Origin of the sequence: Burkholderia sp. 22088, assembly GCF_052045915.1 — a bacterium.
Lineage (GTDB): Bacteria > Pseudomonadota > Gammaproteobacteria > Burkholderiales > Burkholderiaceae > Burkholderia > Burkholderia cepacia.
In genome coordinates this window covers 368,070-387,613 of sequence record NZ_JBQEPY010000001.1, presented here as the reverse complement: position 1 = coordinate 387,613, position 19,544 = coordinate 368,070, and the positions used below count along the sequence as shown (strand labels likewise).

The 19,544-nt window shown below is 69.3% G+C and carries 16 protein-coding genes and 2 riboswitches; of the genes, 6 read left to right on the top strand and 10 right to left on the bottom strand.

From position 1 onward, the window contains the following. Positions 1 to 30: 30 nt before the first annotated feature. The 3 genes from ACTJLD_RS01880 to cobW are packed head-to-tail and all read right to left on the bottom strand — an operon-like array spanning position 31 to position 6,011. Positions 31 to 1,107, bottom strand: coding sequence for an ATP-binding protein (locus ACTJLD_RS01880; RefSeq protein ID WP_440657824.1), 1,077 nt, complete (start codon positions 1,105 to 1,107; stop codon positions 31 to 33). Continuing rightward, the gene (gene cobN, locus ACTJLD_RS01875; RefSeq protein ID WP_440657823.1) at positions 1,104 to 4,916 is read right to left on the bottom strand and encodes a cobaltochelatase subunit CobN; all 3,813 of its coding nucleotides are present in this window, start codon (positions 4,914 to 4,916) and stop codon (positions 1,104 to 1,106) included. Before cobN ends, ACTJLD_RS01880 begins: the two co-directional genes overlap by 4 nt. Positions 4,917 to 4,922: 6 nt before the next feature. Further along, entirely contained in the window at positions 4,923 to 6,011 is a 1,089-nt protein-coding gene (cobW, locus tag ACTJLD_RS01870) for a cobalamin biosynthesis protein CobW (RefSeq protein ID WP_059700214.1), read from the bottom strand. Between the two features lie 330 nt (positions 6,012 to 6,341). Next, positions 6,342 to 6,606, bottom strand: a riboswitch (cobalamin riboswitch). A 112-nt stretch (positions 6,607 to 6,718) separates the two neighbouring features. After that, a riboswitch (cobalamin riboswitch) is annotated at positions 6,719 to 6,956 on the top strand. A gap of 167 nt (positions 6,957 to 7,123) precedes the next feature. Here cobW and cobA point away from each other — a divergent pair. The 4 genes from cobA to ACTJLD_RS01850 are packed head-to-tail and all read left to right on the top strand — an operon-like array spanning position 7,124 to position 10,194. Then, positions 7,124 to 7,873, top strand: coding sequence for a uroporphyrinogen-III C-methyltransferase (gene cobA, locus ACTJLD_RS01865; RefSeq protein ID WP_060172338.1), 750 nt, complete (start codon positions 7,124 to 7,126; stop codon positions 7,871 to 7,873). Next, on the top strand, positions 7,870 to 8,247 hold the full coding sequence (locus ACTJLD_RS01860) for a cobalamin biosynthesis protein (RefSeq protein WP_027787430.1): 378 nt from the start codon (positions 7,870 to 7,872) through the stop codon (positions 8,245 to 8,247). Before cobA ends, ACTJLD_RS01860 begins: the two co-directional genes overlap by 4 nt. Positions 8,248 to 8,284: 37 nt before the next feature. Next, positions 8,285 to 8,887 carry a cob(I)yrinic acid a,c-diamide adenosyltransferase gene (gene cobO, locus ACTJLD_RS01855; RefSeq protein WP_021160089.1) on the top strand — a complete coding sequence of 201 codons (603 nt, stop codon included), beginning with the start codon at positions 8,285 to 8,287 and terminating at the stop codon, positions 8,885 to 8,887. A gap of 2 nt (positions 8,888 to 8,889) precedes the next feature. Then, on the top strand, positions 8,890 to 10,194 hold the full coding sequence (locus ACTJLD_RS01850) for a cobyrinate a,c-diamide synthase (RefSeq protein ID WP_027787431.1): 1,305 nt from the start codon (positions 8,890 to 8,892) through the stop codon (positions 10,192 to 10,194). A gap of 27 nt (positions 10,195 to 10,221) precedes the next feature. On the opposite strand, the gene bamE is transcribed toward ACTJLD_RS01850, so the two are convergent. Both bamE and ACTJLD_RS01840 read right to left on the bottom strand, forming a co-directional pair. Next, positions 10,222 to 10,761, bottom strand: coding sequence for an outer membrane protein assembly factor BamE domain-containing protein (gene bamE / locus ACTJLD_RS01845; protein ID WP_060084855.1), 540 nt, complete (start codon positions 10,759 to 10,761; stop codon positions 10,222 to 10,224). A 153-nt stretch (positions 10,762 to 10,914) separates the two neighbouring features. After that, on the bottom strand, positions 10,915 to 12,078 hold the full coding sequence (locus ACTJLD_RS01840) for a M20 aminoacylase family protein (RefSeq protein ID WP_440657820.1): 1,164 nt from the start codon (positions 12,076 to 12,078) through the stop codon (positions 10,915 to 10,917). A 341-nt stretch (positions 12,079 to 12,419) separates the two neighbouring features. Between ACTJLD_RS01840 and ACTJLD_RS01835 the strand changes: the two genes are divergently transcribed. Together ACTJLD_RS01835 and ACTJLD_RS01830 are read left to right on the top strand one after the other, a co-directional pair. Further along, complete coding sequence (locus ACTJLD_RS01835; protein ID WP_440657952.1) at positions 12,420 to 13,493, top strand: type IV toxin-antitoxin system AbiEi family antitoxin; 1,074 nt, start codon at positions 12,420 to 12,422, stop codon at positions 13,491 to 13,493. After that, entirely contained in the window at positions 13,462 to 14,367 is a 906-nt protein-coding gene (locus tag ACTJLD_RS01830) for a nucleotidyl transferase AbiEii/AbiGii toxin family protein (RefSeq protein ID WP_272545365.1), read from the top strand. The genes ACTJLD_RS01835 and ACTJLD_RS01830 overlap by 32 nt, the downstream gene beginning before the upstream one ends. Positions 14,368 to 14,421: 54 nt before the next feature. Here ACTJLD_RS01830 and ACTJLD_RS01825 read toward each other — a convergent pair whose 3' ends face one another. From ACTJLD_RS01825 to ACTJLD_RS01805, 5 genes are all read right to left on the bottom strand, one after another. Continuing rightward, positions 14,422 to 14,838, bottom strand: a complete 417-nt coding sequence (locus tag ACTJLD_RS01825; protein WP_027787436.1) for a PIN domain-containing protein — start codon at positions 14,836 to 14,838, stop codon at positions 14,422 to 14,424. Further along, on the bottom strand, positions 14,835 to 15,095 hold the full coding sequence (gene vapB, locus ACTJLD_RS01820; protein ID WP_060196597.1) for a type II toxin-antitoxin system VapB family antitoxin: 261 nt from the start codon (positions 15,093 to 15,095) through the stop codon (positions 14,835 to 14,837). Before vapB ends, ACTJLD_RS01825 begins: the two co-directional genes overlap by 4 nt. A gap of 250 nt (positions 15,096 to 15,345) precedes the next feature. Next, positions 15,346 to 16,362 carry a GNAT family N-acetyltransferase gene (locus ACTJLD_RS01815; protein ID WP_440657817.1) on the bottom strand — a complete coding sequence of 339 codons (1,017 nt, stop codon included), beginning with the start codon at positions 16,360 to 16,362 and terminating at the stop codon, positions 15,346 to 15,348. Further along, positions 16,362 to 17,201, bottom strand: a complete 840-nt coding sequence (locus ACTJLD_RS01810) for a formyltransferase family protein (RefSeq protein ID WP_042975471.1) — start codon at positions 17,199 to 17,201, stop codon at positions 16,362 to 16,364. Before ACTJLD_RS01810 ends, ACTJLD_RS01815 begins: the two co-directional genes overlap by 1 nt. Positions 17,202 to 17,287: 86 nt before the next feature. Beyond that, positions 17,288 to 19,540 (bottom strand): TonB-dependent siderophore receptor, encoded by a 2,253-nt coding sequence (locus tag ACTJLD_RS01805; protein ID WP_440657814.1) that lies wholly within the window; start codon positions 19,538 to 19,540, stop codon positions 17,288 to 17,290. Between the last annotated feature and the right edge of the window lie 4 nt (positions 19,541 to 19,544).

Genomic DNA, 19,544 nt, shown 5'->3' with positions numbered 1-19,544 from the left:
CGGCGTTCGCGGCGGCGCCGGCTCGATGGCTCAGTGTTTTTTTAGCGGCAGCGGCACCACGCTTTTCACGTCGCGCAGCCCCGCCGGCTCGGGCCGCAGGTAACCCCAGTCGCCCTGCGCGACGGCGGCGCCGTTTCCGCTTGTGGCCGGTTGATCGTCCGGCTGCTGGCGCGCATCCGGCGGCGAACGGTCGTCGCGTGCATGATCCGGCTGCGACGCGCCGGACGACGGCGGCGTACCGGCATGGCGCCGGTGCCGCAGCACGGCTTCGGCCACGCGCGCCACATGCGACACCGTCACCGCATCGGCCTGCTCCAGTGCGGCGAGCGCGCGCGCCGCGCGCAACATCACGAGATCGGCACGCAGCCCGTCGACGGCCGCGTCGATGCACAGCGCGCTGACGTGCGCATGCACTTCATCGCCGAAATCGAGCGTCGCCAGCCGTGCGCGCGCCGCGTGAATCCGTTCGCCGAGTGCGCGCTGCGCGGATGCGTGGCGCGCGCGGAACGCCTCCGGATCGAGATCGAAGGCAAGCCGCGCCTTCACGATCCGCTCGCGCTGCGCGGCGTCGAAGCAGTTCTCCAGTTCGACCATCAGGCCGAAGCGGTCGAGCAGTTGCGGACGCAGCTCGCCCTCCTCGGGATTCATCGTGCCGACCAGCACGAAGCGCGCGTCGTGCGCATGCGACACGCCATCGCGTTCGACGATGTTCACGCCGCTCGCGGCGACGTCGAGCAGCGTATCGACGAGCCCGTCGGCGAGCAGGTTCACCTCGTCGACATACAGCACGCCGAGATGCGCCCGCGCGAGCAGGCCCGGCCGGAAGCGCACGCCGTTTTCGGCGAGTGCATGCGCGAGGTCGAGCGTCCCCGTCACCTGCTCGTCGCTCGCCGACAGCGGCAGCGTGACGAACTGCCCTTCGGGCAACAGCTCGGCGAGGCCGCGCGCGGCGGTCGATTTCGCGGTGCCGCGCGGGCCGCTCACGAGCACGCCGCCGAGCGACGGGTCGATCGCGGCGAGCAGCAGCGCCTGCTGCAGTGCGTCCTGTGCGACGAGCGCCGCAAACGGAAAAACCGCGCGCGCGCGGTGCGTCGTCGGATCGGTCATCGCCGTCCCCCTTCCTGGAGTTGTTCGCTGTCGAGCCAGACCGTTTCGATTCGCTCGCGATAGTCGCCCGGCTGCTGCCACAGGCCGCGCTGCATCGCCTCGACGAAGCGTTCGCAGATGCCGTGCAGCGCCTTCGGATTGTGCCGTTCGAGGAACGCGCGGGTGGCGTCGTCGAACAGGTACGCGTCGGCGACGAGCGCGTACTGGTGGTCGGACAGCACGCGCGCGGTCGCGTCATAGCCGTACAGGTAGTCGACGGTCGCCGCCAGCTCGGCCGCACCCTTGTAACCATGGCGCTTCACGCCGTCGAGCCATTTCGGGTTGACGACACGCGAACGGATCACGCGCGCGATTTCCTCGCGCAGCGTGCGCATCTTCGGCGCGACCGGGTTCGCGTGGTCGCCATGGTAGATGCTCGGTTGCTGCCCGGACAGGTGCCGCACCGCCGCGGTCATCCCGCCCTGGAACTGGTAGTAGTCGTTCGAATCGAGGATGTCGTGCTCGCGGCTGTCCTGGTTCTGCACGACCACGTCGATCGTCGCGAGCCGCTCGCCGAACACGTCGGCCGCGGCGTCGCCCGCGCTGTTCTGCGCATACGCATGGCCGCCCCACTGGCGGTACGCCTCCGCGAGATCGGCGTCGGTCTGCCAGCGGCGCTGGTCGATCAGGTCCTGCAGGCCCGCGCCGTAGCTGCCCGGCCGCGCGCCGAACACGCGCCAGCCGGCGCGGCGCCGCGCTTCGTCCGGCGCCACGCCCTGTGCGACCCACTTCGCGCGTTCGCGCTCGATGCGCGCGCGGATCGGGTTCAGTTCCTCCGGCTCGTCGAGCGCGGCCACCGCCTGCACCGCTGCGTCGAACAGATGCATCAGGTTCGGGAACGCGTCGCGGAAGAAACCCGATACGCGCAGCGTCACGTCGATGCGCGGCCGGTCGAAGATCTCGATCGGCAGGATCTCGAAGTCGGTCACGCGGTGGCTGCCGTGCGCCCATTTCGGCCGCACGCCAAGCAGCGCGAACGCCTGCGCGATGTCGTCGCCGCCCGTGCGCATCGTCGCCGTGCCCCACACCGACAGCCCGATCGCGCGCGGATAGTCGCCGTGATCCTGCAGATGGCGCTCGATCAGCTGCTGCGCGGATTTCAGGCCGAGCGTCCACGCAGCCTGCGTCGGCACCGCGCGCGTGTCGACCGAGTAGAAATTGCGGCCGGTCGGCAGCACGTCGGGGCGGCCGCGCGACGGCGAGCCGCTCGGCCCCGGCGGCACGAAGCGGCCGTCGAGTCCGCGCAGCAGCTGCCGCATTTCCTCGCCGCCGCACGCGTCGAGCGCCGGCAGCAGCGTCGCGCGGACGCGCTCGATCACGGCGAGCGTGTGCGGCCAGTCGCCGGGGGGCGTCGCGTCTTCCGCACCCGTATGGCTGCCGTCGGCTGCACACAGCCTGTCCAGCCATTGCTGCGCGAGCCGTTCGAGCCGCTCGCGCGTATCGCCCGCGTGGCGCCACGGCGATGCATCGAGCGCCTGCAGGATCGCCGGTCGCGGGCCGACCCACGGCGCGGCCCAGTCGGCCGCGAGCGGATCGAAATCGTCGCCGAGCGCGAGATCGCGCGCGAGCGCGCCGATCAGTCCTGCGCGTGCGCCCTTGCCGTCGCCGACCGGAAAGCGCGCGAGCGCCAGCAGCGTGTCGCGCCGCTGGCGCCCGGCCGGCGACACGCCGAACACGTGCAGCCCGTCGCGAATCTGCGCTTCCTTCAGTTCGCACAGCCACGCGTCGACGCGCGTCAGCAGCGCGTCCTCGTCGCCCGCATCGCGCGGCGGCGACACGCTCAGTTCGTCGTGCAGCCGGTGTTCGGCGATCGTCGCGAGGATCGTCTTGCGCAGCAGCTTCGCACGCCGCGCATCGACCATCAGCGCTTCGTAGTATTCGTCGACCTGCCGCTCGAGATCCTGCAGCGGGCCGTAGTTTTCCGCGCGCGTGAGCGGCGGCATCAGGTGATCGACGATCACGGCCTGCGCGCGGCGCTTCGCCTGGCTGCCCTCGCCCGGATCGTTGACGATGAACGGATAAAGATGCGGCAGCGGCCCGAGGGTCAGGTCGGGCCAGCACGCGTCGGACAGCGCGACGCTCTTGCCCGGCAGCCATTCGAGGTTGCCGTGCTTGCCGAGGTGGATGACCGCGTCGATGCGATACGCATCGCGCAGCCAGAAATAGAACGCGAGATACGCATGCGGCGGCACGAGATCCGCATCGTGGTAGCTCGCGTAGTCGTTCTCGCCGCGCGAGCGCGACGGCTGGATGCCGACGAACACGTTGCCCGCGCGCCAGCCGGCGATCGTGAAGCGCCCTTGCCGCAGCGTCGGATCGGCTTCGGGCGGGCCCCAGCGTGCGTTCAGCGCGTCGCGCACGGCCGCCGGCAGCCGTGCGAAGTGCGCGACGTAGTCGGCCAGCGGGAAGCTCTGGAAGGCCGGGCGCAGCGCATGCACGGCCGCGTCGTTGGTCACGCCTTCGGTGAGCCGCGCGATCAGCGCGTCGCCGTCGGGCGGCAGGTCGGCCACCGCATAGCCCGCGTCGCGCAGCGCCGCGAGCACGCGCAGCGCGGACGCCGGCGTATCGAGCCCGACACCGTTGCCGATCCGCCCTTCGCTTTGCGGATAGTTCGCGAGAATCAGCGCGACGCGCTTGGTCGCGTTGTCGAGCGTGCGCAGCCGGCACCAGCCGCGCGCGAGCGCCGCGACGAACGCGATCCGCTCGGCGTCCGGCTGGTAGCGCACGACGTCGACCTCGGTGTGCGGGCAGCGGTACGCGAGCCCCTTGAAGCTCACCGCGCGCGTGACGATCCGGCCGTCGACCTCGGGCAGCGCGATGTGCATCGCGATGTCGCGCGCATGCAGGCCCTGGTTGTCGGCCACCCACGCGTCGCGATTGCCGCCGGACAGGATCACCTGCAATACCGGCGCGTCGCCGGCGAGCACGTCGTGTTCCGGGCTGTCGATCGCGCCGGCCGCGAACGCGGTCGTGTTCAGCACGAGTGCGACGTCGTGCGTGTCGCAGAGCTGCGTGATGACTTCGCGGCTCACCGCATCCTTCAGCGACGTGACCGCGACCGGCAGCGGATTCAGCCCCTCCTGAACGAGCGCATCGGCCAGCGCATCGAACACGGCCGTGTTCGCGGCCTGCCAGTGCGCGCGATAGAACAGGATCGCGACGACGGGCGCGCCCGGCGTCCAGCGCGGCCGCCAGTCGTCGACGCTCGCGCGGTCGCGCGCCGGGTGATACAGCGCGGCGGCCGGCAACGGGCGCGGCGGTTCGGGTTCGTCGCCGAACCCGAGTGTGTGGAATGCGATGCTGCGCAGCAGCGCCTCGGCGTTGTGCACGCCGCCTTCTCGCAGGTAGCGCCACCACAGCCGGCACAGGCCGGGCGCGACGGTGCTCTTCGCGACGAGGTTCGGGTCTTCCTGCAGGTCGCCCGAGAACATCGCGAGCTGCTGCGCGCGCTTCGACGCGAGCGACACGGCCTGCTCGATCCCGTACGGCCAGTACGCCTCGCCGCCGAGATGGTCGATCACGACCGCCTTCGCGTGCTGCAACACGTCGTCGACGTAGAAATCGACCGACGCCGGCTGCCGCAGGAACGTGACGTTCGCGAGCCGCACGCTCGGGAAGCCGGCCGGCAGGTGCGGCACGACGCTGGCAAGCAGCGACAGCGTCGTGTCGGCCGAACTCAGGATCACGATGTCGGCCGGCTGCTGGTCGATCCGGACGACACCCTGCGTATCGTCGACGAAGCCGCCCGGCGTGGTGCGCAGCAGATGCATCGTGCGTTACGCCTGTTGCGGCTCGGCCGCGCACGCGGCGTCGAACGCGCGTTGCAGCGCCGCCGCGTCGAGATCCTCGCCGATCAGCACGAAACGGCTCGCGCGGGTTTCGCCGTCCTGCCAGCGACGGTCGAAATAGCTGTCGAAACGGCGGCCGACACCCTGGATCACGAGCCGCATCGGCGCGCCGGGCAGCGCGGCGAAGCCTTTCGCGCGGTAGATCGTATGCGCTTCGACGACGCGCTGCAGCGCGGCGATCGTCGCCTCGCGCGTGCCGGCATCGCCGGACACGACCACCGAATCGAAATCGTCGTGATGGTGATCGTGATCGCCGTCGTCGGCCGAGCCGTGATGGTCGTGGCGCAGGTGGATCGTTTCTTCCGATGCCGATTCGAGGCCGAGCAGCATCGCGAGATCGAGCTCGCCGCGCGTCGCGCGCACGATCTTCACCTGCGGCGGGATCTCGTCGCGGATCGCGGTTTCGATCTGCGCAAATTCCGCGTCGCCGACGAGATCGGCCTTGTTCACGATCACGAGATCGGCGGACGACAGTTGATCGGCGAACAGCTCGTGCAGCGGCGATTCGTGGTCGAGGTTCGGATCGGCGCGGCGCTGCGCGTCGACGGCCTGCGGGTTCTCCGCGAACTGGCCACTTGCGGCGGCCGGCCCGTCGACGACGGTCACGACCGCGTCGACCGTGAAGCTGTTGCGGATCGTCGGCCAGTTGAACGCCTGCACGAGCGGCTTCGGCAGCGCGAGCCCGGACGTCTCGATCAGCACGTGGTCGATGTCCGCGCGACGCTCGACGAGCGCTTCCATCACCGGATAGAACTCCTCCTGCACGGTGCAGCACAGGCAGCCGTTCGCGAGTTCGTACAACTGGCCCGATGCTTCGCCCTGCGCACCGTCGGCCTCCTCGCAGCCGATGCCGCAGCCCTTGAGGATTTCGCCGTCGATGCCGAGTTCGCCGAATTCGTTGACGATCACCGCGATGCGGCGGCCTTCGGCGTGCTGCAGGATGTGGCGCATCAGCGTCGTCTTGCCGCTGCCGAGAAAGCCCGTGACGATCGTGACGGGAAGCTTGCGTAGGGTCATGGTAGGTCCTGTGTCGAAAAAGGAATCAGCCCGGGATCGTCGCGTCGATGGCGGCGTGGCAGTTCATCTGGCGGATCGCGGGCATGCCGCCGCGCGATCCGGACGGACAGTCGCGGGACGGGCGGAACGACGAATCGGACATGGTGCTTCCTTGCGAACGGTCGACATCGTGAATGCCAACACGGCTGCCGCCGGCCCGGCTCGCGCCGCCTGCCGTTCACCGCGCCGGCCGGCGCGGGTTCGCGCAGCGGCAGATCGGCGGTGGAAACGAGCAACACGCGGGCGTCGGGCCTGCTGCGGCCGTGGACGATGCGCCGCCTCCCCGCGGCGCTGAACCCCAACGTTTGGGCCGGTATCCGGGCTGGCGAACACGCCGCTTCGCCTTCCCGGATGCACAGCAATCCAGTGGCGGTCGTCCGCATGCGCGGGGCATGCGGCGAAGCGGCGCTGCGTGGCGCTTGCGCGCGACGCGTTCGCTTACCGTTGCGGGGGCAGCACAGGTTGGCTCGACTGCGGCGCAGGCAGGCTCCCTGTTTCCCGTTTAACTGCGCGCACCGGAGCGGCGCGCGCGAGCACCAAAACGCGTGCGAGTGTAGGCGGCGGTGCGGGGAGCGTCAAGGCAAAACGGGCCGCCGGGCCCGGTTCCGGAGGGCCGCCGCGCGCGGCCGGACGCCGCGCACGGCGGTTCGCGCGGGTGGACCGCTGTGCTATCGTAGCGCCGCGTTCGGTGCTCGCATGCGCATTCCGTGCATGCAGTTAAACGGGAAACAGGAGGCGGATCGCCGCCCTGCCTGTGCTGTCCCCGCAACGGTACGCCGCCCGCGCGACGCGCTTCCCCGCGCACGCGCCCAGGCCGCCCACGATGCCACTGCCCGTCCACCGGGCGGGAAGGCTGCGGCCTGGCAAGCGGCCAGCCCGGATACCGGCCGACGCAAGGGGCGAGCCCGATGCTCGCCGAACGCCCGATCCGCGGGGGACGGATCGAGTGCGCATTCCGCCCGCGTCCGCGCGGGCTTCGTCCGATCCGTCATGCTTCACCTGTCTGCTGGCCGCCGCCCCGCCCGCCTTCCCGTTTCCACTGTTTCGACACGGTGCGCGCCGTGCCGCGCCCGATGAGCCGCGCCTGGCTCATCGGCGCCGGCCCCGGCGACGCCGACCTGCTGACGCTCAAGGCCGTCCACGCGATCGGCTCGGCCGACGTGCTGCTCGTCGACGATCTCGTGAACCCCGACGTGCTGCGCCATGCGCGCGCCGATGCGCACATCGAGCACGTCGGCAAGCGCGGCGGTCATGCATCGACGCCGCAGGAGGCGATCGTCGCGGCGATGCTTGCGCATCTGCGCGCGGGCCGCAGCGTCGCACGGCTCAAGGGCGGCGACCCGTTCGTGTTCGGCCGCGGCGGCGAGGAGCTGGCCGCGCTCGGCGCCGCGGGATTTCAAGTCGAGGTCGTGAGCGGCGTCACGGCGGGCATCGCCGCGCCGGCCGCGCTCGGCATTCCGGTCACGCAGCGCGGCGACGCGCAGGGCGTGATCTTCGTCACGGGCCACGGCGCGGGCGCCGACGAACCCGACTGGCGCGCGCTCGCGGCCACACGCATGACGATCGTCGTCTACATGGGCATCCGCCGGCTCGACACGATTGCAGCCGCGCTGCGCGAAGGCGGCCTGCCCGGCGACACGCCGTGCGCGGCGATCGAGAACGCGACGCGCCCCGAACAGCGGCACGTGCTCGCGACGCTCGACACGCTCGTCGAGCGTGTCGGCGCGACCGGCATCGGTTCGCCGGCGATCGTCGTGATCGGCCGCGTCGCGGCGTTCGCCAACGATCCCGCGGTACGCGCCGCACTCGGCGGCCGCGCATGATGCGCGTCGCGATCGGTGTCGGTTTCCGCGCGGGCGTGACGGCCGCGCAACTCGATGCCGCGATCCGCATCGCGCTGATGCGGTACCCGGCTGCCGAACCGGCGCTCGTCGCCACGCTCGCCGACAAGGCGCGCGCACGCGCGCTGCGCACGCTGTGCGCGAGACGCGGCTGGCCGCTCGTCGCGTTCGACGCGGCACAGCTCGCGAGCCGCCCCGAACTGGCCGTGAGCGGCCCGTCGGATGCCGCGCTCGCCCGCTTCGGCGTCGCGGGCGTGGCCGAGCCGTGCGCGCAGCTCGCGGCGCCGCACGGCCGGCTGCTGGGCCCCAAATCCATCCGGGACGGCGTGACGGTCGCACTCGCCGGCCCGCTCTGAACACTTTGTTTCGCTTTCTTTCGACAGGACGAATCCGATGAAAACCGACGCCGAATCCCATCAACGGATGACCGAACGCCGCCGCGCGGGCCACGAGAAGAAGCAGGCCGCCGCCGTCAACGAAAAGGGCCTGCTGATCGTCAACACCGGCAACGGCAAGGGCAAGAGCACGGCCGCGTTCGGCATGGCCGTGCGCGTGCTCGGCCACGGCATGCGGCTCGGTGTCGTGCAGTTCATCAAGGGCGCGCTGCACACGTCCGAGCGCGACTTCCTCGGCGCGGTTGCCGAGTGCGATTTCGTGACGATGGGCGACGGCTACACGTGGAACACGCAGAACCGCGACGCCGACATCGCGACCGCGCGCAAGGGCTGGGACGAGGCGCGCCGGATGATCGAAAGCGGTGATTACCGGATGGTGATCCTCGACGAGTTGAACACGGTGCTGAAGTACGAATACCTGCCGCTCGACGAAGTGCTCGCGACGCTTGCCGCGCGTCCCGATTCGGTCCACGTCGTCGTGACCGGGCGGCATGCGCCCGATGCGCTGATCGACGCGGCCGACCTCGTCACCGAGATGCGGCTCGTCAAGCATCCGTACAAGGAGCAAGGCGTGAAGGCGCAGCGCGGCGTGGAGTTCTGAGCATGCCCGCCTGCCCCGCGCTGTTCGTCAGTGCGCCCGCGTCGGGCCAGGGCAAGACGTCGGTGACGGCCGGCCTCGCGCGGCTGCACCGCCGGCTCGGCCGCCGCGTGCGCGTGTTCAAGACCGGGCCCGACTTTCTCGATCCGATGCTGCTCGAACGTGCGAGCGGCGCCCCCGTGCATGCGCTCGATCTCGGAATGGTCGGCGAGGCCGGCTGCCGCGCGTTGCTTGCCGATGCCGCACGCGATGCCGACCTGATCCTGATCGAAGGCGTGATGGGGCTGTTCGACGGTACGCCGAGCAGTGCCGACCTCGCGGCTGCGTTCGGCGTGCCGGTCGTCGCGGTGATTTCAGCGAAGGCGATGGCGCAGACGTTCGCGGCGATCGCGTTCGGGCTCGCCCGGTTCCGGCCGGGGCTGCCGTTTCACGGCGTGCTCGCGAACCGCGTCGGCTCGGCCCGGCACGCGGAACTGCTGCAGCAGGCGCTGCCCGACGACCTGCACTGGCTCGGGCACGTGCCGGCCGATGCGGGCATCGCGCTGCCGGAGCGGCATCTCGGCCTGCACCAGCCGGCCGACATCGACGATCTCGACGCACGGCTCGACCGCGCGGCCGACGTGCTCGCGCAGACGGCGCTCGCCGAATTGCCGCCCGCCGTCGCGTTCGCCGAACCGGACGCCGCGGCGCCGCTGCCGCGTGCGCTCGCCGGCAAGCGGATCGCGATTGCGCGCGACGCGGCGTTTTCGTTCATCTATCCGGCGAATCTCGCGCTGCTCGAGGCGCTCGGCGCGCGGTTGCGGTTCTTCTCGCCGCTCGCCGACGAACCCGTGCCGGACGATTGCGACGCGCTGTTCCTGCCGGGCGGCTATCCGGAGCTGCATGCGGCGACGCTCGCGGCGAATGACGCCACCGCACGGACCCTTCGCGCGCATGCGGCGGCTCGCCGGCCAATCGTCGCGGAATGCGGGGGGATGGTGTATCTGTGTGAATCGCTGACCGACGTCGACGGTGTCACGACGTCGATGCTCGGGCTGTTGCCGGGTCGGGCGACGATGCAGCGCCGGTTCGCGGCGCTCGGCATGCAGCAGCTCGATACGCGTACCGGGCCGATGCGCGGCCATACGTTTCATTATTCGACGCTCGCGACGCCGCTGGAACCGGTCGCGAACGCGGCGCGCCCCGACGGCAAGCCGGGCAGCGGCGAAGCCGTCTATCGCCACGGCGCGATCGTCGCGACGTACATGCACCTGTACTGGCCGTCGAATCCGGAGGCGGTCGTGGCGCTGTTCGGCGGCACGGCGTTCTGACCGAAAAAACGGCGAGGCGCCGCGCTGTCAGGGTTTTTCGCGGCCCGGCGCTTCCGAGCGCGAAGTGCGGATCACGGTGCCGTCGGGCGAGAAATGCGCGTTGAACATCGCGTCGCCCGATACGCCGCCCTCGGCCCAGTGCCAGCTCCACACCTCTTCGTGGCTCAGCGCGTATTGCGCGATCTCGGTCGGCTTGCCGAGCAGTTGGCGCACGTCGTCCTTCGACATCCCGGGCACGACCTTCGCGATGTTCGCCGCCGTCAGCGCCTGCGTGATCGACACGAGCCGGCCGTCGGGCCCGAAATCGAGCATGTAGGTGCTCGTGCCGTACGGGCCGCGCGGATATTCGAACCGCTGCGAGCCGTCGTCGCCCTGCCTGACCATTTCCGGCTTGCCCGCCTGGCGGAGCACGTCCTCGGTCGTCGACACGCCCGGCTGCAGATTGCCGAACGCCATCGGATCGGGCTTGATCGCATTCACCGCGTCAGCCACTTTCTGGTCGTCGCACCCGGCTGCCAGCATGGCGACCGCACAGGCGGTCAGCACGGTCAGAAGCTGTTTTCGCATTTCATCCACACCTGTATTCATCGCGCCGGTCCGGCGTCGCGCGCAGCGTAGCACGCGACCTGTTCCGTCGATGTCAAGGAGCGTCAAATGCGGTCACGGCCGCCGCGACCGGTTTTGCAGGCGCGGCAGCTCGCACGCCGCCGCGCCGCCGCATCACACCAGGAACGCCTCGGCCAGCTTGACCCAGTACGACGCGCCGGTAGGCAGTGCCGCGTCGTTGAAGTCGTAGCCGGGGTTGTGCACCATGCAGCCGCCCTCTCCGTCGCCGTTGCCGATGATCAGGTAGCAGCCCGGCCGCTTCTCGAGCAGGAACGCGAAATCCTCGCTGCCGGTGAGCGGCACCATCCCGTCGATCAGGTTCGCTTCGCCCACCCACTCGCGCGCGACGCCGCGCGCGAACGCGGTCATATCCGTGTCGTTGACGAGCACCGGGTAGCGGCGCTGGTAGTCGATCGTCGCGGTCGCGCCGAACACGGCGGCCTGCGCATGCACGACTTCCTTGATGCGCGTCTCGAGCAGGTCGCGCACCTCCGGCTTCAGCGCGCGCACCGACAGGCGCATCTGCGCGCGATCGGGAATCACGTTCGGCGCCTCGCCCGCGTGGATCGCGCCGACCGTGACGATCGCCATGTCGAGCGGCGACACGTTGCGCGACACGATCGTCTGCAGCGCAATCACGATCTGCGCGCACACGACCACCGAATCGACCGCCTTGTGCGGCACCGCGCCGTGGCCGCCGCGGCCCTGCACGTCGATGACGACGGTATCGGACGACGCCATGAACGGCCCCGGCAGGAAGCCGAATTTGCCCGTGGGGAACCCCGGCATGTTGTGCATCGCGAAGATCGCGTCGCACGGGAACAGCTCGAACAGCCCTTCGTCGAGCATCTTCTTTGCGCCGCCGAGCCCTTCTTCCGCCGGCTGGAAAATCAGGTTCAGCGTGCCCGAGAAGCGGCGCTCGCGCGCAAGATGCTTCGCGGCGGCGAGCAGCATCGCCGTGTGGCCGTCGTGACCGCATGCGTGCATCTTGCCGGCGATCTTGCTCTCGTACGGCAGGCCCGTGGCCTCGTGGATCGGCAACGCATCCATGTCGGCGCGCAGGCCGAGGCGCTGCGTGCCGTTGCCGACCTTCAGCTGCGCGACGACGCCCGTGCCGCCCAGCCCGCGATGCACCGTGTAGCCCCACGACTGCAGTTGCTCGGCGACGAGGTCGCTCGTCGCGAATTCCTCGAAGCCGAGCTCGGGGTGGGCATGGATGCGGTGCCGGATCTCGATCATTTCATCGACGAGGCCTGCGGGAATCACGCTGTGCGTCACGGTGTCGTCTCCTGTTTCTGCGGGGAATGTGCAGGCAAGGATAGTCGGTTCGCCGGCAACCGGGCAGACGAAAAGTCGTCGCGGTAGCAACCAACGGTTGCCGTTTCTGGTACCGCGCACGATATGAGTTAACCGGCCATCCGGGTGACTGCCGCACACGGTTCGGGTGCGTGAGACTGTGGGCTTGACAGCGATTTGACGAGCGCCAGGATTCGACGATGACCGTTCAAGCATCCGGAATAATGCCGACACATCAATGTGTTACAGGCAATTGTTCATTTTTTGACGCCTGTACATTTTTTGTGTACGCTGATGAGCAAGTGAACAAGCAATCGCCTCCGATGCCCGAGAACGCCCCCCTTCCGATGTCGGAACAGCACGTGCTCGACGAAGCCTGCGCCGCGTTCGAACGCGCGACCCGGCGCTTCGGCGCGCGGCCCATGCGCGTGCCGGCCGCGTATGCCGGGCAAGCCGACGCGATGATCCGCTTCGACGTTGCCGGGCACGTATTCGAGATGCCGGCCGCCGTGAGCCTGCGCGTCGAATCGCTGCCGGGCGCACTCGCGGCACTGCGCCGCCGCGGCATTGCGACTGCGACACCCGGCGAGCGGCCGCTGATGCTGATCGCCCCCTATCTTTCGGCCGAACTGGCCGCCGGCCTGACCGACCAGGGCATCCCGTTTCTCGACACCGCGGGCAACGCATGCCTGATTCAGCCGGAAGCGACCGTGATGATCGCGGGCCGGCCGAAACCCGCACGCACGCCGCGCCGGCAGGCATCGCGCGCGACGACGCCGAAGGGGCTGGCCGTGATGTTCGCGGTCGCGACACAGCCGGGCCTCGTCGCGCAGCCGTATCGGGCGATTGCGGCCGCATCGGGTGTCGCGCTCGGCACGGTCAACCTCGCGATGGACGACCTGATCGCGCGCGGCCTCGTCGGGCAGCGCCGCAATGGCGAGCGCCTGATACCCGACTGGCCGCGCTTCGTGCACGAATGGGTTGCGCTGTACCCGAGCCGCCTGCGCGCGAAACTGCCGAGCCGTCGTTATGCCAGCCTCGCGCCCGACTGGTGGCGCGATTTCGATTTCGCGTCGTTCGATGCGCGGCTCGGCGGCGAACCGGCGGCCGACCTGCTGACGCACGATCTGAAGCCGGCCGAGATCACCGTCTATACGCACGGCGCGGCATCGAACCGCCTGCTGCTCCAGGCCCGCCTGCGCCCGGACGACCACGGCGACGTCGAAATCGTCGAAGCATTCTGGCCGCACTCGCCCGCGCTCGATTGGCACGAGCCGCGCATGCCGCTCGTACCGCCGCTCCTGATCTATGCGGATCTCGTCTCGTCCGGGGACAGCCGCAACCTTGCCGCCGCCGAACGGATCCATGACCGATACCTCGCCCATCCGCCCGCTTGAAGTCGACGCGCGCCGGCCGCTCGACCCGGCGGCGGTCGCGCTCTTGCAAGCGGTGAGCCGTGCCTGCGCGCGCGTCGATGCGGCCTTCGTCGTCGCCGGCGCAACCGCGCGCGACATCCTGATGTGGCACGTCCATGGCATCCGGCCGGTGCGTGCGACACGGGACGTCGACGTTGCGGTGTGCGCGGTGAGCTGGCCGTTTCACGCGCAGCTCGTCGATACGCTCGTTGCGACCGGGCAATTCACGCGCGCACCGAAACAACATCAAAAACTGCTGTTCGACAGCGGCACGCATGGTTTTCGCACCGAACTCGATCTCGTGCCGTTCGGGCCGCTCGAAACGCCGCCGGGTGCGATCGCGTGGCCACCGGGCGGCGAATTCGTGCTGAACGTGCTCGGTTTCCAGGAAGCGGTGGACACCGCGCAGCCGGTGTCGATCGACGCGCGCACCGTCGTGCCGGTGGCCAGCCTGCCGGCGCTCGCGCTGCTGAAGCTGCTCGCCTGGAAAGACCGGCGGGCACGCCAGAACAGCGATGCGTACGACTTGCTGTTCCTGCTGCGGAATTTTCACGATGCAGGCAATCGCGAGCGCATCTGGGACGCCGCCCCCGACCTGCTGGAGCTGCATGCGTTCCAGCCCGGCCTTGCCGCCGCCGCGCTGCTCGCGCGAGACGCGAAACGGATTGCCTCGCCGCACACGCGCGACGCGATCCGCGTGCTGTTGTCCGACGAAGCGACCTATGCCACGCTCGGCCAGGATCTGCTGGCACGTGCGTTCGCGCTGTTGCCGGGTGAATTCAGCGATGACGCCAACCGGTATCTCGACGCATTCCGCGACGCCTTTCTCGCGGATTCACCCGCACCGCACGCATGACACGACGCTGTGGATGTGAAGCCGCGACGTCATCCCGCTTTCGCACTGCCGCGCTCAGGCCGCCCAGTCTTCGAGCGACAACCCGGCCACCCGGCCGAATTCCCGGCCGTTGTTCGTGACGAGCACCGCACCGGCCGCGATCGCATGCCCGGCGATCGACGCATCGTTCGCACCGATCGGCGTGCCGCGCGCGGCGAGATCGGCACGAATCGCGGCCGTCGCATCGACGGCCGCCGTATCCCACGACAGCACGCCATCGAGCCGCGAGACAAAGGCCGTCACGAGTTCCGCATGCTTCGGCGACGCCTTCCTGCCGACTGCGCCGAACCGCATTTCGGCATAAGTGATGGCCGACACGACGATCCGGTGCTGCGCATTGACGCACGATTGCAGCCGCGACAGCACTACCGGCGGCCGCTCGCGCATGATGAACGAACAGATGTTCGTATCGAGCATGTAGAGCGTGGTCACTGGCCGGACTCCGTCGGCGCGGCGCCGCCGGAAAGGTCGAAGCGGCCGGACTCGATCACGGCCGGGCGTTCGACGAGGAAATCGGCGTCGGCCAGCGGTTCGCTCGCGAACGAGAGCCACGTGGGCCGCACCGGTCGCAGCATCAGTGTGTCGCCCTCGCGGCGGATCTCGAGTTCCGTCACCCCCTCGAACTCCATGTCCTTCGGGATGCGGATTGCCTGGTTACGGGCGTTCTTGAAAATGGAAACGGTGCGCATGAGCCACTCCATGGGAGTACGATGCGCCCATTCTAGACATATGCCAGCATATGTCAAATTGAGAGGACGCAAATCGGACGTCGCGCCCCACGCTGCCACGGGTGTTTTTGTCATGTTGCCGGCCTGTCGTCGATGAGGAGAGCGATCCATTCTTCACGACGCAGGCCACGCAGTCCATATCCCGAACGGCCGATGCCGGTGCGGCACCGCACCGCGCGCAACGCCGCACCGACGCTGCGCACCCGCGCCGTCACGGCAACCGGAAAGTGTCGAAGAATGTGTCTCGCTCGATCACGGTGAGCGCCGCGCGCTTGTGCGGGAAATCGAACTCCTTCAGCGTGTAGAACCCGAGCCGGTGCATGTACGCGATGTGCCGCACGTGATCGACGCGCGGCTCGCCAACGAGCCGCTGCGTGCGCGGTTCGTCGACGAACATGTAGTGCAGCACCCCGCTCCACCATGCATGCAGCTTGCCGGCGCTCTGGAACCGCGAGTCGCCGATCAGCAGGTGCAGCCCGCGATCGTAGTCGTGCGCATCGTAGAACGGCGCGAGACGATCCTCCTTCGCCCAGTAGAACTCGAAATAGCCGAACGGCGTGTCGTCGAAATAGCCGATCATCGGGTGCATGTGCGGATCGGCGAGCCGCTCGGCAAGATACGCCGCGTGCTCGTCGCGCGTGCCGCGCTGATCCCAGAAATGCGCGACGCGATCGAGGTTCATCCAGCCGCTGAACAGGTCCGCATGCGCGTCGATGTCGACGGTGCGCAGGCTGAACGTCATCCCGACCTGCGGCATATGGCGTGCATAGATCTCGCCGGCCGGCGACGGCGGCCGCACCGGGTGCCGGTGGCCGTTCGTGATCGCATGGCGCAGCGGCATCCCGCCCGACGCGGGCGCCTTCAGCCACGGTCGCGGGTTCTGCCAGAAGGTCGTGCGCGATACGGTGAACCGCAGCGTGTCGCCCTCGGCCTGCGCACCGTCGATCACGCCCTCGCGCACCGCGCGCGCCACGTACGACGCAACGGCCGCCGCATCGGCGCCGCCGAGCGGCACCGTGATCGTCGCCGCGTCGTATCGCGTGTCGGTGTTGAAGAGCGCGACGAACGCCGGGAGCAGTGCCTCCGGCGAATCGTCGGGCCGCCACGCGTCGAGCGAGCGCTCGGCGACCGTCAGCGCCGGCCCGTGCGCGGCGCCGTCGAGCGCCGCGGCCACTTCACCTTCGACGGCGTCGGCGGCGCCGGCCGGTTTCGTCAACGTGTCTTGCATCACAGTGCTCCCGCGTCGTGGCGATCGGCGAGAACGTGCAGCCCCCGCTCGAGCGCCGGAAACAGGCTGCGCTGGAAGTTGTTCCAGCGCAGTTCGAGAATCGTGTCGTCCGGTGCGATCGGCGTGTCGAGCACGTCGCAGATCACCTCGCCGGAATCGATGCCGTTGTCGACGTAGTGGAACGACGCGCCCGTCATCATCACGGGCTCGACGGACGACGTCGCGCCGCTCGCCCAGTCGACCCGTTCGCCGCGCGCGCCGTGCAGCGCGTCGAGCGTCGCCCATGCGCCGCGCCGCTGGTACGGCGAACCGTCGGCAGTGATGCCCGGGTGGATGTTGGCGATGCGCCGGTGAAAGCGCGCGCCGGGCCGCACGAGCTCGTCGAGGATCACGAGCAGCCCGTCGAGCACGACGACATCGGCTTCGAGTTCGAGCAGACGCTCGAGCAGGCGGCGCTCGAACGCCTGTTTGCCGGCTGCACGCTCGCGTGCGTCGCGCGGCAGCCGCCGGTATGTCGACGCAATCGTGCAGAACAGTTCGTCGACCGGCCGGCCCTGCACCGTCAACCCTTCCGGCAGGATCCACGGGCGGCCCGGCGTACGGGCGAAGCCGTAGTCGGCCACCTTCGCGCGGTCGGCCGGCGAACCGTCGTCGTCGTCGACGATCACGCCCTTGAGCGTGTAGCGCTCGCCGAGCGGCGAGTCGTTCAGGCGCTCGACGAGGAATTCGAGCGGCGCCTTCATGTAGCGCGTGCCGCCCTGATAAGCGACCGGCTGGCCGGCGCGATCGGCTGCGCCGTTGCGCAGCGACTGGATGTAGACGAGATTTTTCTTCGGCATGGATGCGTCGTGGAAAAGCGGACGAAGGCGCCGCGGCCGGCCCGCGCCGGCCACGAAGGCCGGCCGGCGGGCCGCGGCGCGCATCGTCACCAGTTGTATTTCGCGGTCGCGATCACCGTGCGGTCGGTGCCGAACACGCAGACGTTCACCGACTGGCAGCCGCTGATGTAGTGGCGGTTGGCCAGGTTCGTCGCATTCACGGCGAAGCGCCAGTTGCGCGTGTCGTAGTGCACGCCCGCGTCGAACAGCGTGACGCTCGACACCGTCAGCGCGTTGTCGGACCCACCGGCCGACGCGCTCTGGTAGCGAACGCCGCCGCCGAAGCCCAGCCCCGCGAGCGCCCCCGTATGCCACGTCCAGTCGGCCCACAGCGACGCCATCTGGCGCGGACGCGGAATGTCGACCGGCCAGTTGTTCAGCGAGTTGTCGTTCGCCTTGATGACCTTCACGTCCTGGTAGACGTACGAGGCGATCAGCGACAGGTTCGGCGTGACCTTGCCGGTCGCACTCAGCTCGATCCCGCGCGAACGCACCTCGCCGGACTGTACCGACTTGGTGCCGCTGTCGTCCTGGCTCGGCAGCGCCGGCGTGATGCCGTTGGTCTGGTTGATCTGGTAGATCGCCGCGTTCAGCATCAGGTTCTTGCCGGGCGGCTGCCAGCGCAGGCCGGCCTCGATCTGCTTGCCGCGCGTCGGCTGGGGCAGCCCGCCGCCGAGCAGGTTCACGCCGATCAGCGGGTTGAACGACGTCGCGTAGCTGACGTACGGCGACAGCCCGTAGTCGCCCTGGTACGTGAGGCCGACACGGCCGGTGAACGCCGTCACGTCCGCCTTCGTCGACGTGCCGCCCGCGCGGTCGTCCATCCGCATGTTGACCCAGTCCTCGCGGCCGCCGAGCGTCAGCGTCCAGCGGTTCGACTTGATCTGATCCTGCGCGTACAGGCCGAACGTGTTCATCGTCGTGTACGTGTTCGTACGGATCGTGGTGTCCGGATTCGAGAACACCGACAGCGTGACCGGCGTGTAGACCGGGTTGTAGATGTTCAGCGGCGACGCTGCGGCGAGCCATTCGCTGTCGGTCGCGGTCTGGCGGTTGTACTGGAAGCCGAGCAGCAGCGTGTGCTGGAGCGGGCCCGTTGCAAACCGGCCTTCCAGGTTGTTGTCGATGTCGAAGCGGCTGTAGTTCATCTGGAACACACCGGCCCAGCGCGACACGTCGGTCGTGCTGCCGTCGACGAAGCCGTTGCCGAACACCGAGCCGTTGTCGAGCGACAGGTGCATCAGGCGGACGTTCTGCCGGAACTTCCACGCCGAAGTCAGGTTCTGCTCGAACTGGTAGCCGACCGACCACTGCTTCTTGCGGTAGTAGTTGAAGTTCGGGTCGCCTTCGTAGACGTCCTTGTTGATTTGCCCGCTCGGGTTCGGCAGCACCGTGCCCACCGCCGGGACGAAGTTCGACGAGATGTCGCCCCAGTCCTGCAGGTACGTCGCGGACAGCGTCAGCGACGTATCCGCGTTCGGGCGCCAGCGGAACGACGGCGCGAGCGCGACGCGCTGGTCGTTGTTCGGGCCGGTCAGCGCATTGCCGTCGCGCGCGACGCCGACGAACCGGTACGCGTACTTGCCGTCCGGGTCGAGCTTGTCGCCCACGTCGATCATGAACTGCTTGCGCGCGTAGTTGCCGATCTGCACGCCGGCCTCGCGCACGCGCTCGCCGTCGGCGAGCTTGGTCTGCACGTCGACGATCGCGCCGGGGTCGCCCGCGCCGTACAGCACCGAGGTCGGCCCGCGCAGCACGGTGATGCTGTCGATCATGTACGGATCGACGCGCCAGCTCGCGAGGTTGATCGTGTTCGGCACCTGCAGCCCGTTCACGTAGGCGGTCGGCGTGAAGCCGCGCAGTGCCGCGTACCAGTCGGAACGGTTGTCCGAACCGTACGACGAGAAACCCGGCACGTAGCGCAGCGCCGCGTTCACGTCGGTCGCGCCGGTCATCTCGATCTGCTGCGCGGTGACGACGTTGATCGTCTGCGGGATCTCGTTGATCGGTGTATCGGTCTTCGTGCCGGTCCGGCTGCGCTTCGCGACGAGCCCGACCGTGCCGTCCCCTTCCGAGGCCGCGTTGACGTTGATCGTCGGCAGCGTACCGGTCGACGCACTGGCCGCCGCACCGCCCTGCGCACTGCTGGCCGACGCCGCGGCGCCTGCGTTCACGGCCGGCGCCGTCTGGGCATATGCCTGCCCCGCCGCCGCACCGAACGCCACGCTTGCCGCGGCTGCGATCGCACGCAAACGCGTGCCTGTTGCCCACTCCATCTTTCTCTGCTCCACTTTTTTCATGCGG